The 13,469-nt window shown below is 70.5% G+C and carries 12 protein-coding genes; 6 read left to right on the top strand and 6 right to left on the bottom strand.

Going from position 1 to position 13,469, the window contains the following annotated elements; genetic code table 11:
- Positions 1–2: 2 nt before the first annotated feature.
- Together MA876_RS07160 and MA876_RS07155 are read right to left on the bottom strand one after the other, a co-directional pair.
- Positions 3–1,823 (bottom strand): lipase family protein, encoded by a 1,821-nt coding sequence (locus MA876_RS07160; protein ID WP_248147318.1) that lies wholly within the window; start codon positions 1,821–1,823, stop codon positions 3–5.
- A gap of 75 nt (positions 1,824–1,898) precedes the next feature.
- Positions 1,899–2,615: a hypothetical protein gene (locus MA876_RS07155; RefSeq protein ID WP_248147317.1), complete on the bottom strand. Its 717-nt coding sequence runs from the start codon at positions 2,613–2,615 to the stop codon at positions 1,899–1,901.
- On the opposite strand from MA876_RS07155, the gene MA876_RS07150 reads away from it, so the two are divergent.
- Both MA876_RS07150 and MA876_RS07145 read left to right on the top strand, forming a co-directional pair.
- Positions 2,614–4,638 carry a sensor histidine kinase gene (locus MA876_RS07150; RefSeq protein ID WP_248147316.1) on the top strand — a complete coding sequence of 675 codons (2,025 nt, stop codon included), beginning with the start codon at positions 2,614–2,616 and terminating at the stop codon, positions 4,636–4,638. The genes MA876_RS07155 and MA876_RS07150 overlap by 2 nt on opposite strands.
- Complete coding sequence (locus tag MA876_RS07145; protein ID WP_248147314.1) at positions 4,626–5,261, top strand: response regulator transcription factor; 636 nt, start codon at positions 4,626–4,628, stop codon at positions 5,259–5,261. Before MA876_RS07150 ends, MA876_RS07145 begins: the two co-directional genes overlap by 13 nt.
- Here MA876_RS07145 and MA876_RS07140 read toward each other — a convergent pair.
- Complete coding sequence (locus MA876_RS07140; protein WP_248147313.1) at positions 5,243–6,292, bottom strand: LOG family protein; 1,050 nt, start codon at positions 6,290–6,292, stop codon at positions 5,243–5,245. The genes MA876_RS07145 and MA876_RS07140 overlap by 19 nt on opposite strands.
- Before the next feature lie 170 nt (positions 6,293–6,462).
- Here MA876_RS07140 and MA876_RS07135 point away from each other — a divergent pair, with 170 nt between their 5' ends.
- The 3 genes from MA876_RS07135 to MA876_RS07125 all read left to right on the top strand — a co-directional run bounded on the left by MA876_RS07135 (position 6,463) and on the right by MA876_RS07125 (position 8,933).
- Complete coding sequence (locus MA876_RS07135; RefSeq protein ID WP_248147312.1) at positions 6,463–7,317, top strand: DUF1206 domain-containing protein; 855 nt, start codon at positions 6,463–6,465, stop codon at positions 7,315–7,317.
- 48 nt (positions 7,318–7,365) lie between these two features.
- Positions 7,366–7,875 carry a pyridoxamine 5'-phosphate oxidase family protein gene (locus MA876_RS07130; protein WP_248147310.1) on the top strand — a complete coding sequence of 170 codons (510 nt, stop codon included), beginning with the start codon at positions 7,366–7,368 and terminating at the stop codon, positions 7,873–7,875.
- Positions 7,876–8,039: 164 nt separating this feature from the next.
- Positions 8,040–8,933 carry a potassium channel family protein gene (locus MA876_RS07125; RefSeq protein ID WP_248147309.1) on the top strand — a complete coding sequence of 298 codons (894 nt, stop codon included), beginning with the start codon at positions 8,040–8,042 and terminating at the stop codon, positions 8,931–8,933.
- Positions 8,934–8,985: 52 nt separating this feature from the next.
- Here the strand turns inward: MA876_RS07125 and MA876_RS07120 are convergent, their stop codons facing one another.
- The gene (locus MA876_RS07120) at positions 8,986–10,743 is read right to left on the bottom strand and encodes a proline--tRNA ligase (RefSeq protein WP_248147306.1); all 1,758 of its coding nucleotides are present in this window, start codon (positions 10,741–10,743) and stop codon (positions 8,986–8,988) included.
- A 124-nt stretch (positions 10,744–10,867) separates the two neighbouring features.
- On the opposite strand from MA876_RS07120, the gene pcp reads away from it, so the two are divergent.
- Entirely contained in the window at positions 10,868–11,500 is a 633-nt protein-coding gene (gene pcp, locus MA876_RS07115) for a pyroglutamyl-peptidase I (RefSeq protein WP_248147305.1), read from the top strand.
- A gap of 2 nt (positions 11,501–11,502) precedes the next feature.
- Here pcp and MA876_RS07110 read toward each other — a convergent pair whose 3' ends face one another.
- Positions 11,503–12,048, bottom strand: a complete 546-nt coding sequence (locus tag MA876_RS07110; protein ID WP_248147304.1) for a pyridoxamine 5'-phosphate oxidase family protein — start codon at positions 12,046–12,048, stop codon at positions 11,503–11,505.
- A gap of 9 nt (positions 12,049–12,057) precedes the next feature.
- On the bottom strand, positions 12,058–13,239 hold the full coding sequence (locus MA876_RS07105; protein ID WP_248147303.1) for a benzoate/H(+) symporter BenE family transporter: 1,182 nt from the start codon (positions 13,237–13,239) through the stop codon (positions 12,058–12,060).
- Positions 13,240–13,469 lie beyond the last annotated feature (230 nt).

Genomic DNA, 13,469 nt, shown 5'->3' with positions numbered 1-13,469 from the left:
GGTCAGCGGGTGCAGTCGTCGAGCGGGTAGCTCTCGCTCTCTGTCAGCACGGCATCCGTCCAGTTCATGAGCAACGGCAGGAACCGCGACGGCGGCTGCAGGATCGGCAGGTGCTCGTACCCGCCGTACGCGCTCCAGCGCACGCGTTCGCCTTCGGAGCAGAGCCGCTCGACGAACTCGCCCTGAAGGCGCGGCGGGATGACCTCGTCGGCCTCGCCCCACGCGACCAGGAGCGGCACTCTCCACGGTCCGGTCGCCGCGTTCTCGGCGAGATGCTCCCCCAGCGGACCCGACGTGACGTCGCCGAGGTAGAGCGGGCGGTCCGCCGAAACACCCAGGCTGGTCGCGACCGATACGACGACACCCGGCTCGGTCGGGCAGCGCTGGGTCATCTCTCGGACGATCGCCTCGGCCCCGGGTGCCACGTAGTCGCGGAGATTCACGTCGGGGTAGGTGTCGGCGTACGGCACGAGCACCCAGGACGTCAGGATCGACAGGAGCGGGTTCGCGTCGTCGGCATCGATCTCCTCGGCGAGCGCGAGCGGATCGACGACGGGAGCGATCACGGCGGCACCGACGACGGTGAGCTCCGGCGCGTACTCCCCCGCGATCTCGGTCATCCACAGCGCCGCGTGACCGCCTTGCGAATGGCCCCACGCGACCGTGCGCGGCGACAGCGCGACGCCCTCGAGCTGCCGTGCGGCCAGGACCGCATCGAGGGAGGACCGCGCTTCGCCGCGTCCGATCAGGTACGGGAAGACACCGGGTGCGCCCTGCCCCGAGTAGTCCGACGCGACGACGACCCAGCCCTTCGCGATCGCGTCGTTCAGGCCGGGGATCGCCCATCGTGTCGCCGAGGCCTCGCGCAGGCTCGGCGCGCACCCGCGCGCGACGCCCGTCGTGCCGTGATTCCACGCGATCACCGGACGCGCGCCGGCGCGGGGCCGCTCGGGCACGATGACGAGCGCGCTCGCGACGGCGGGCTGGCCGACGGCATCCCTCGTCGTGTACAGGATGCGGCGGACGTCGGCGCCCGGGGGGTGCTGCCCGGTGAAGTCGTCGACGCGGATGAGCTCACCGTGCTCGTACGGCACGACGGCGGGCGGATCGTAGAAGGCGTCCACGTTGGGTGCGCCGTCTGCAAGCCAGCTGTTGAGCGCCCATCCCCCGGCCGCCGTCGCGACGAGGACCGCCGAGAGCGCGTAGCGTCCCGCCGCCGCCCACGCGAGGGCGCGACGTGACGGCGGCTTCGGTTCGTGCACCGAGCGACGCACGAGCGCCCGCGCTCCGCGGATGAGTGTCGTCGCGCCGAATACGATCGTGCGCACTCCGAAGACGAGCGCCACGACGAGAACCGTGACGTCGGGCCACGTGAAGGCGAGGATGCCGAACACGAGCTGGGCACCGCCCCACGCGAGCGCGAGGACGCGAGCGCTCACGCGCTCCGACGCGACGACGTCGAACAGGGACGCGAGGCCGCCGAGCAGGAGGAGGAATGCGAGGAGCGAAGGCAGGGCTTCCAACGTTCCGCCGAAACCGATCAGGATCGCAAGACCCGCGACCACCCAGACGAGCGAGAACGCGCGCCGCGGCCATGACCGGTCACGCCACCCGACGAGCCCGACCACGCCTGCGAAGATCGCGCTCAAGCCGACGTAGACGGTCAGCACGAGGAGCGACGTCAGAGGGCGGATGACGATCAGCAGGCCCAGCAGGAGCGCCAAGGCCCCCACGACCACCAGGACGACCGGCGGTGCGCTCGCGACGATTCGAGGCAGGGCGCTCCACCGCGGTGCGGTGCGCGTCGGGCTCGAGGGGGTCACCGGATCAATCGTAGAACGATGGATGCCGCGGCCCGGCCGGGCGCGGCATCCATCGCTCTGCGCATCACCCGGACGTCACCCGCGCGCGGCCCACTCCGCGTTCGAGAGCCGCAGCGCGGCGACAGCGACGACGCACAGTCCGATCACCTCGAGCGCTCCCCCGGCGACGGCGAACCACTCGCTGCCGACGACCAGGTTCACGACGTGTCCGACGGGCCAGCCGATGATGAGCGCCCCGGCCCACCACGGCAGGCTCCTGGACAGGATGACGGCGAGCCCGAGCAGCAGCGTGCCGACGAGGTTGCCCGCGACGAAGAGGAGGAAGACGACGATGGCGCCGGGAATGGCGGCACGCTCGTCGAGGGCGGCGCCGGCATCGACGGTGAACCGGGCGAGCGCGATGGTGTCGTAGTTCGTGAAGACGATGCCGAAGTACGCGATATAGCCAGCGATCATGAGGATGCCCGCCGCGAGCGACAGTCGAGGGCGGGTCGGACGAAGGACCCGGAGCGCTGCGAGCACGCCCGGCACGACGAGCAGCGATCCGATCAGCGAGACGATCGTCGCAACGGTCATCGCGCCGCCGTGCGCTGCGTAGAAGGCGAGCGTCTCATCGCCCGATCCCGTGTCTCCGACGCCGTCGCCGACGGAGAGCGAGTAGAGCGTGTTCGTGACCGCCTGCAGGGCGAAGGCGAGCGGCAGCGCGACGGCGGTCGTTCGCCGACGGAAGCCGATGGTGGGGTCCACGAGGCGGGTCGCGGCGCCCGTGATCGGTGCGGAGGTCGTGGTCATGTCGAAGCCTTTCGGTGTGCGGCGGCCCGCGTGGCCGACCACTTCGAGGCTCGCGCCGACGGCGCTCCGAGGGATCGGAGTCGTCACGGTCGTCCGCCGCGTGCTGACACGGATCCCGCCGCGACCGTCGCGCCTCTATGGTGAGGGCATGCGCTGGACGACAGTGACCGTCGGCGCGGCCTGGGTCGCCGCGCTCGTCGTGACGACCGCCTGGCTCGTGGCTCCCGGTTCGAAGCCGCTGTTGGTCCCGTTCGTCGCGCAGGTGATCGTGGGACTCGTGCCGCTCGCTCTCGCGATCCCGCTCGCGCGCCGGTTGCCGGGGCACCCCGCTTCTGCGCTGCTCGCCGCAGCGGGACTGGGGGCGATCGTCAGCTCGGCTCCGGTCGACACGATGACGTCGCCGTCCGCCGGATCGTGGATGCTGCTCTATCTGTCCTTCGCGATCCTTCTGCTCGTGGTGCCCGACGGGCGCACCGCCTCGCGCCGGTGGGCGACTGTCGGCTGGGTGCTGTGCTCCGTCGTCGCGGCCTTCATCGCCGTCGTCGCAGTGCAGGCGCTCGTGCCGGCGCTGCTCGCGCCCACGACGCCCGTCGCTCTGGCACTGCTGCCGATCTTCCTGGCGCTCCTCGTCGCGTGCGCCGCCGCCCCGATCGTCCGCTACCGCCGTTCCGATGAGCGCGCGCGCCTGCAGCTGCGCTGGATCTATGTCACGGGAGCGTCGCTTCCGGTCACGCTCCTGCTCTGCTGGGCGAGCTACCTCGTCTTCGGCACGCCGGACCTCGTCGCGATCGGGCTCGTGCTCATGTACACCGCGATCCCGGCCGGCGTCACGATGAGCCTCCTGCATCCCGACGCCGTCGACATCGATCGGGCCGCCGTGGCCACCGTGACGGCGACGGTGCTGAGCGTCGCGGCGCTCGGCGTGCTGTCGGTCGCGAGCGCCGTCGTCGGGCTCGCGCTCGTCGACTGGTCGCCGGTCGCCGCGATCGCGACGGCCGTCGGGCTCACGCTGGCCGCCGTGCTGTCCTATCCTTTCGTCCGTCGCGGCGCCGACCACGTGCTGTACCCCGAGCGCGGACGCGCGGTCACGGGTCTGCGGCGCCTCAGCGTCCGCGTCGACGCGGGTGCCGCGGAGCCCGAAGAGGTCGAGAACGCGCTGCAGACCGCGCTGCGCGACGAGGGCCTGCGGATCGGATACCGGCGGCTCTCGGACGCCGCGCTCGTCGGCCTCGACGGTCGGCCGATCGCCGTGCGCGAGACGACGGCATCCGTGCGCGTGCGCGGAGATGAGATCGGCGCCATCGTCCCCTCCGCAGGTCGGGTCAAGCGGCCCGCCGGTGCGATCGCGACGGCCGCCGCGCCGCTCCTCGACGCGATCCGCATGCGAGCCGAGCTCTCCCTCGCGATGAGCGAGGTCGCGGCATCCCGTTCGCGGATCCTGAAGGCGGGGTACGACGAGCGGCGCCGCCTCGAGCGCGATCTGCACGACGGCGCGCAGCAGCGTCTGGTCGCACTGGGCATGCGGCTGCGGGTCCTGCAGCGCACGTCGTCGGCGGACGACCACCTCTCGGAGACGCTCGACACGGCGGTCGCCGAACTCGGCACCGCGGTCGCCGAACTGCGGCAGATCGCACACGGCGTGCGGCCGAGCGCCCTCGACGACGGCCTCGGTCCGGCACTCGCGGGGCTCACGCGCCTCGCACCCGACACGATCGAGCTCGACGTGCAGGACGCGGATCTGCCCGACGCGGTCACCACGACCGCGTATTTCGTCGCGAGCGAGGCGGTCGCGAACGCGCTGCGGCATGCCGAGGCATCCCGCATCCGCATCGACGTGACGATGGATGCCGCGGCCCTGCATCTCGCCGTCGCCGACGACGGTCGCGGCGGCGCCAGGCTGCGCACGACCGGCGGACTCACGGGGCTCGTCGACCGCGTCGAGGCTCTGGGTGGATCGCTCACCGTCGATTCGGCACCCGGCCGGGGCACGAGAGTCGAGGCGGTGCTGCCGTGCGGGTCGTGATCGGCGAGGATTCCGCACTGTTCCGCGAGGGTCTGGCCGCACTCCTCGAGACGGCGGGCCATGAGATCGTGGGCCGCGCCGCCACGGCCCCCGCGACCGTCGCACAGGTGCGGGCGCACCGGCCCGACATCGTCGTGCTCGACATCCGCATGCCGTCCGATGACGAGGGCATCGGCGCGGCGCTCGAGATCCGTGCGTGGGAGCCCCCGACGCCCGTGCTGCTGCTTTCGCAGCATATCGAGACGCGGCACACCGTCGATCTCGTCGCGGGCGGGGCGATCGGCTATCTGCTGAAGGATCGCGTGCTCGACGTCGACGAGTTCCTCGTGGCGCTCGACCGCGTCGCCGCGGGGGGAACGGCGCTCGACCCCGAGGTCGTCACACGACTGCTCGGCGCGGCGCGCGCGGCATCCATCCTCGACGCCCTCACGCCGCGCGAGGTCGATGTGCTCTCGCTCATGGCCGAGGGTTGGTCGAACGCCGCGATCGGGCAGCGGCTCTTCCTCTCGGAGCGCACGATCGAGACCCACATCGGCAGCATCTTCGCGAAGCTCGGTCTGCCCGAGAGCCCGGACGGCAACCGGCGCGTGCGCGCGATCCTCGCCTACCTCGAAGCGCGCTGAGCCGACTCGAGCTCGTTGACGGCTCGGATGAGGCGGTAGAGCTCGCCGACGCGGAACTGGTTCAGCCGCAGGACGAGGCGCGGCAGCTCGAGGCGATCATCGTCTTCGCGTTCGCTGCGGAGGGGCTCCGCGCGCTCGACGCGTCCGCTCGCGAGGAGGCCCGCGAAACGGTCGTTGAGCGCCTCGATCTCGGCATCCGTCGGCTCGTTCTTCAGCCGCAGCACGAGCGTGCCGCCCACCCAGCGCAGCGAGTCGTAGTTGCGCCAGAAACCGGTGATGTGATCCGTCGCGGCCTCGACCGAGTCCGTCACGAAGACACGATCGAAGTCGTCGGGTGAGATCACCCCCGACCGGACCAGCTGGTCGTCGACGAAACGCTGAAGACCGGTCCAGAAGGTGCCGCCCGGCTCATCGAGCAGCACGATCGGCGTCGGCTCGGCCTTGCCGGTCTGCTGCAGGGTCAGAAGCTCGAACATCTCGTCGAGCGTGCCGAAGCCGCCCGGCACGCAGACGAAACCGCTGGACTCCTTCACGAGCATGAGCTTGCGCGTGAAGAAGTACTTCATCGCGACGTTGCGCGCGCTGGCCTCGACGATCGCATTGGGCCTCTCTTCGAACGGCAGGCGGATCGAGACGCCGAGCGACTGCTCGGGCCCCGCGCCCTCGGCGGCGGCCTTCATTATTCCCGGCCCCGCACCGGTGACCACCATCCATCCCGCGTCGGCGAGCGCGGCCGCCATCTCGACCGTCTGACGGTAGAGCGCGTGGTCGGGCAAGGTGCGGGCCGATCCGAAGATAGTGACCTTCGGGATGCCCGCATAGGGCGCGAACAGACGGAAGGCCGCCCGCATCTCGGTGAGCGCGGCGGAGGTGATCTTGAGATCGAGCCGGTCGGTCTCGTCGAGCCCCAGACCGATTCCCGTCGCGAGGATCCGCGCGATGAGGTCGCTGCTCTCGGCGATTCCGGCGGCGTCGATGGTCGCGCGCAGTTCGTCGGTCACTTCGGGCGGAATGGGATTCGTGCTCGCCATGGTCTCAGCCTGGCATGAGCGCCGCCTCGTCGTCAGAGAACGTGCCCCGGGCCTCGCGCACCCCTCACGAAGATCGGTCAACCACGCGTACTTCGGACTCGAAAGCCGCCACGACTCCGAACTTCGCGCGGTTGACCGATTCTCGTTGCCTGGCGGCCTATCGTGAGGGGATGAACCCCGAGGCCCGGCGCGTCGCGCGCGAGGCGAAGAACACCCCCGCCCTGCGATTCGCGGCGCGCGCCGGCTACGCCGCGAACGGCCTCGTGCACATCCTGATCGGCGTGATCGTGCTCGTCGTCGCGTTCGGCGGCGACGGTGAGACGGACCAGGCCGGCGCGTTCAAGGCCATTGCGGCCGCGCCGCTCGGGTTCGCGGTGCTGTGGATCCTCGCGGTCGCGCTGTGGGCACTCGGTGTGTGGCACGTGCTCGAAGGGGTGCTCGCACGACCGACGACGACGAGCGCGCCCGACGCGATCGATTCCGTCGTGAGCGACGACACGGTCGAGAAGGCCTCGAAGTGGGGCGTGCGCGTCTCGGAGTTCGGCCAGGCGGTCGTCTTCATCGCACTCGGGGTCGTCGCCGCATCCGTCGCACTCGGCGCGCAACCGGACGGCGACACCGCCGCCCAGGACGCCAGCCGCGGCGTGCTCGGGATCCCCGGCGGCGTATTCCTGCTCGGCGCGGTCGGCGTCGGGGTCGCGATCGGCGGCATCGCCTTCGTCGTGATGGGTGGGATGCGCAGCTTCGAGAAGAAGATGTCGATTCCGTCGGGCGCCCTGGGCGACGGCGTCAAGGTCCTCGGCATCGTCGGGTTCATCGCCAAGGGCATCGCTCTGCTGATCCTGGGGATCCTGCTGCTGGTGGCGGCCATCAAGGTCGATCCCGACGCCGCGGGCGGCCTCGACGCGGCCGTTTCGGCGCTGATCGCGCTCCCCTACGGACCCTGGCTCGCGTCGGCGGTCGGCGTCGGACTCATCGTCTACGGCGTGTTCTGCGTCTTCCGCGCACGCTACGCCCGGCTCTGACTGTCAAGCCCCTTCCTCGCGCCCGCCACGCGGCCGGAGGGTGGATGCATGACCGATGCAGCAGAAGTGACCGGGCCCGAGGCGATCGCACGGGTGAAGGAACTCGTCGAAGACATCGACTTCACGATGCTGACGACGCAGGATGCGGCGGGGAACCTCGTCTCGAGGCCTATGAGCACTCGCCAGATGGACGAGAACGGCGATATCTGGTTCTTCACCCTCGACGACAGCAAGAAGGTCGAGGAGGCCGAAGCCGACCACGACGTCAACCTCGCGTATCTCGACGCGAAGGGGTACCGCTTCGTGTCCGTCGCCGGCAGGGCGCGCACCGTCGACGACCGGGCGAAGATGGAGGAGCTGTACACCGCATCCCTCGACATCTGGTTCGAAGACGGGCTCGAGACGCCCGGCATCACGCTCCTGCGCGTCAGCCCGACCGAGTGCGAGTTCTGGGAGCCTCGCCACGGAAAGCTCGCCACGGCGGCCGGAATGCTCAAGGCGCTCGTGACGAAGGACACGCCCGACGACACCATGGTGCACGGCTCCGTCAGCTGCTGAGCCCTGCGGCCGGCGCCGACAGGAGCGGAGCCGAAACGAAGGGTGCCCTCGGCGCGTGTGCGCCCGCATCCCGATCCCCTCCTCCGGAAATCACCCGCTCCGAACGAAGCTCCCGCCCGGAGAATCCGCGAGGATCGCGGGGAGACCCTTTCCGAGGAGGCCCCATGTCCCGCGAGAGCCGCAAGGCACGCGCTCGCTCCGAGCTGAAGAACACCGCGTACGAGATCTTCATCGGCATCCTGTCGCTGCTGTCGATCGCGAACCTCGTGCTCGTGTACGCGTTGCAGGGCGACGGCGCGCTGCAGATCGTGCTCCAGGTCATGAACGGACTGTTCAGCCTCATCTTCCTCGGCGACTTCATCTACCGCATGGCGACTGCCGAGTCGGCGGCCCGGTACTTCTTCCGCGGATTCGGCTGGGCAGATCTGCTCGCGAGTCTGCCGTTCGCACAGCTCAAGATCCTGCGCATCTTCCGCCTGCTGCGGGTCTACCGGCTGTTGCGGGATGTCGGACCCCGCACCGTCTGGAACACGCTGGTCCACGATCGGGCGAACTCGACGCTCATGACGCTGCTGCTCATGGGTGTCTTCGTCCTGCAGTTCGGCAGTCTCTCGATCCTGTGGGTCGAAGAGGACGCCGAGGGCGCGAACATCCAGAGCGCCTCCGATGCGCTCTGGTACACGCTCGTGACGATCTCGACCGTCGGCTACGGGGATCAGTACCCCGTCACCACCGCCGGTCGCCTCATCGGCACCCTCATCATCGTCGTCGGCGTCGGCATCTTCGGCACGTTCACGGGCTACCTCGCGAACCTCTTCCTCGGGCCGTCGAAGTCGGCGACGGAGGCCTCGGCGGACGCGCCCGCCGAGGCGGCGGTGAAGCCCTCCGTCGAACACACGGCGAAGGGGGTCGCGGCGGGAGCCGTGTCGGGATCGATCACGACGGGCGCGGAGGCCGCGGCATCCGTTCCCCCGTCCTCGACCGACGTGCGCCTGCGCGAACTCCTGCGCCAGTCCGAGCAGATGGTCGAGGAGCTCCGCGCGCTCGTCGACGCCTGAAGCATCGCTCGAACGTCACCGACCTCGCCGATGCCTCCTGCGCGGGGAGCGGTCAGCGCGCCGTGAGCCTCGCCACGGCCTCATCGACCGAGATGTGCTCGCGGTCGCCCGAGCGACGGTCCCACAGCTCGACCTGGCCCTCGGCAGCACCACGGCCGACGACGACGACCTTCGGCACGCCGACGAGCTCCGCGTCGGCGAACTTCACGCCGGGCGAGACCTTCGCGCGGTCGTCGTACAGCACGTCGAGCCCTGCGCCCTCGAGCGAATCGGCGAGCGCCGCCGCGACGTCGAACGCCACGGCATCCCGCCCCGCCGCTACGACCTGCACGTCGAACGGCGCGATCGACTCGGGCCACACGAGACCCTTGTCGTCGTTGTTGAGTTCGGCGAGGATCGCGAGGATGCGGGTCACGCCGATGCCGTACGAGCCCATCGTGACCGTGACGAGCTTGCCGTTCTCGTCGAGAACCTTGAGCCCGAGCGTCTCGGCGAAGAAACGGCCGAGCTGGAACACGTGGCCGATCTCCATGCCGCGTGCGAGTTCGACGGGGCCGGAGCCGTCCGGCGCGGGGTCGCCCGCACGCACGTTCGCGACCTCGACGATGCCGTCGGCGGTGAAGTCACGGCCCGCGACGAGCGAGTGCACGTGCTTCTCGTCGATGTTGGCGCCCGTGATCCACGACGTCCCGTCGACGACGCGCGGGTCGAGGAGGTACCGGATGCCCGTGGCCGACTCCTCGCCGAGGATCGCGCCGGTCTCGGACCACGGTCCGATGTAGCCCTTGACCAGGAGCGGGTTGCGCTCGAAGTCCTCGGGGGTCGCCGCTTCGACGGCTGCGGGCGCGAAGGCGACCTCGGCGCGCTTGTCGTCGATCTCGCGGTCGCCCGGAAGACCGACGATGACCAGCTCGCGCGTGCCGTCGAGGTGCGTGAGGGCGAGGACGACGTTCTTGAGGGTGTCGGCCGCGGTGTACTCGCCGTCGAGGTGCGCGTTCGAGTGCGCGACGAGGGTCTCGATCGTGGGCGTGTCGGGCGAGTCGAAGATCACCGGCTCGGCCAGGCCGTCGAACGGGATCGCTTCGGGCGCGATCGTCGTGAACGCCTCGACGTTCGCGGCGTAACCGCCCGCGGAGCGCACGAAGGTGTCCTCGCCGACCGCGATCGGGTGCAGGAACTCCTCGCTCCGCGCACCGCCCATGAGGCCGTTGTCAGCCGCGACGATGACGTACTCGAGCCCGAAACGCTGGAAGATGCGCTCGTACGCGTCGCGCTGCGCCTGGTAGCTCTCGTCGAGTCCCGCATCCGTGTAGTCGAACGAATACGCGTCCTTCATCGTGAACTCGCGCCCGCGCAGGAGCCCGGCGCGCGGACGCGCCTCGTCGCGGTACTTGTCCTGGATCTGGTAGATCGACAGGGGCAGATCCTTGTACGACGAGTAGAGGTCCTTCACGAGCAGCGTGAACATCTCCTCGTGCGTGGGCGCGAGCAGGTAGTCGGCGCCGCGGCGGTCCTGCAGGCGGAAGATGCCGTCGCCGTACGAGGTCCAGCGGCCCGACTGCTCGTAGGGCTCGCGCGGGAGGAGCGCGGGGAAGTGCACCTCGAAGGCGCCCGCGTTGGTCATCTCGTCGCGGATGATCGCTTCGATCTTCGCCTTGACCCGCAGGCCCAGCGGCAGCCACGTGAAGATGCCCGGTGCGGCGCGGCGGATGTAGCCGGCGCGCACGAGCAGCCTGTGGCTCGTGACCTCGGCGTCGGCCGGGTCTTCGCGGAGCGTACGGAGGAAGAACGTTGAGAGACGGGTCACCACGAGGGTCAAGCCTATCCGTGCGCCTCAGCAGCGACAGCCACGGCCTTGAGCGCCGTCGAGACGATCGGCTCCCACTCCCCTTCGATGAACCCGACGTCGACGACGATCCACCTACTGTGGATGGATGACGACGGTGCTGCTCACGGGCTTCGGAGCGTTCGCCGGCGACGGGTCGAATCCCTCCGGCGAAGCGGTCGGCCTCGTCTCGTCACGCTGGAGCGGCCCCGAGGTGCTCATCACCGCCGTGCTGCCGGTGACGTTCGATGGCGCCGCAGCGACGTTGCGTACCCTGATCGACACGCACGCTCCTGACGTCGTAATCGCCGCCGGGCTCGCAGGCGGCCGCGCGGCAATCGGCGTCGAGCGGGTCGCGGTGAACCTCGTCGACGCCCGCATCCCCGACAACGACGGAGCACAGCCCATCGACGAACCGAGCATCGCGGGCGCGCCCGACGCGCGATTCTCGTCGCTGCCCGTCAAGGCCATCGTGCAGGCCATCACGGACGCCGGTTTGCCCGCGGAGCTCTCGTACTCCGCCGGAACATTCGTGTGCAACCACGTCTTCTTCCACGCGCTCGAACTCGCCGCGACGGGCGTCCGAGCGGGCTTCATCCACGTGCCGTGGGACGCCGAGCATGCGCCGGCGGACGCGGCATCCCTCCCCCTCCGCGGCATCGCCACGGCGCTCGAAATCGCCGTCCGCACGACCCTCGCGACGCCGGTCGACGTGCGCGCCGTCGGCGGCACGCTCGACTGAGCTCAGGATCGGAGCGCGGGGAGCCCGTCGATCGAGCGCGAGTTCTTCTGCGCCCGATACTCGTCGAGGCCGTCGGGGCCCTTCTTCTCGGCCCACGGACGCATGATGTCGCGCTCGTCCACGAACTCCATGACCGGCACGCCCCAGCCGCACGCGTCCGCGATCCGCTCGACGTCGACGACGATCACGGCACGTGCGCCGATGTGTCCGGGATGCTCCGCCTCGACCCGCGCGAAGAGTTCGTCGCCCGGTAGCACGACGCGGCCGCGACCGTGCAGACGCACGATGCGCGGGCGCGCGTCGAACGAGCAGAACATGACGCAGATGCGACCGTTCTCGGTCAGGTGGGCGATCGTCTCGGCACCACTCCCCGTCAGGTCGAGCCAGGCGACGGTGTGGTCGTCGAGCAGGCTGAGACTGTCACCGCCGCGTGGCGAGACGTTGACGTGCCCGTCGGCGGACAGCGGAGCGGTCGCGACGAAGAACATGCGCTGCTCGGCGATCCAGGCCGCGAGACCCTCATCGATCGATTCGAAGACCTTGCCCATGGCCCGAGTCTACGAGCGCGGCCGGCGGCCCAGGTGCAGCACCGTACGAACCACGAGACCCGCGACGAGCGCCCAGAAGGCGGCGCTCACGCCCAGGATCGCCACGCCCGAGGCGGCGACGAGGAAGGTGACGACCGCAGGCATCCGCTCCCCCGGGTCATCGATCGCCTGCTGGACGGCCGATCCGAAAGCCGCGAGCAGAGCGAGACCGGCGACAGCAGGGATCACGCCCTCGGGAGCCAGCACGACGAGCGCGACGAGCACCGCCGACAGGCCGCCGAGCACGATCCCCGATACCCCCGACGAGGCCGCGGCGATCCACCGGCGCGCGGGATCGGGCTCGGCCTCGGGCGCCGCAGACAGCGCCGCGCTGATCGCCGCGAGGTTGATGACGTGCCCGCCCGCCGTCGCTCCCAGGGCCGAGCCGACGCCCGTCACGAGCATCGCGGGGCGCCACGGCACTTCGTAGCCGTACGAGCGCATGATCGCGACGCCCGGGACGTTCTGCGACGCCATCGTCACGAGGAACAGCGGCAGCGCGACGCCGATCAGCGCGCCGAACGTGAAGGTCGGGGCGGTGAACTCCAGGCGCGGCACGAGCACCGCCGGGTCGACGGAGGCGCCGGTCGACACGAGATGGACGGTGACGACGATGGATGCCGCGACGAACGCGAGCGGCACCGCCCACCGCGGCGCGAACCGGGCGAAGACGAGCCACGTCACGATGACCGGTGCGACGCCCCACGGGTTCGCGACGAGCCCGCCGATCGGCGCGAGACACAGCGGCAGCAGGACGCCGGCGAGCATGGCCTGTGCGATCGACGGAGGGATGCGGGCGATCAGGCGCCCGAGCTGCGGCCAGACCGCGGTCAGCAGGATGAGGGCTGCGACGACGAGGAAGGCTCCGACCGCAGCGGGCCATCCGCCCTCGATCGTTCCGGTCGCGGCCAGGAGTGCGGCGCCCGGCGTCGACCAGGCGACCGTGATCGGCATCCGGTACCTCACCGCCAGCACGATCGCCGCGACGCCCATCAGCACGCACAGCGCGAGCAGCCCGCTCGCCGCCTGCGCGGGGGTGGCGCCGACGGCGCGCAGTCCCGTCAGCACGACGGCGAACGAGCTCGTCACACCGACGAGGGCGGTCACGATGCCCGCGACGACGGGGCGCGAGATCGAGGTCGGGCTGGTCACCCGGCCGAGTCTAGAGCGGCGAACGCGCCTCTCGCGGTCGCCCGTCCGCGCGGGCACCAGTGATGTGCCGCACCACCTCCCGCGCCCGGTCGGAGAATGTCATCCATGTCGGAGAATTCTGGCCGAATCATCCGACTCCGGCGCAATTCTCCGACCGAAGGACCGGGGCGCGAGTGCCGCGTGCCCCTTCCCTGCTCGCGCTCGTCAGATCTGTGGCGCGCGAACAGGAA

The organism is Microbacterium aoyamense (assembly GCF_023155855.1).
In the GTDB taxonomy this organism is placed as follows: domain Bacteria; phylum Actinomycetota; class Actinomycetes; order Actinomycetales; family Microbacteriaceae; genus Microbacterium; species Microbacterium aoyamense.
This window is presented reverse-complemented; position numbering and strand designations above follow the sequence as displayed.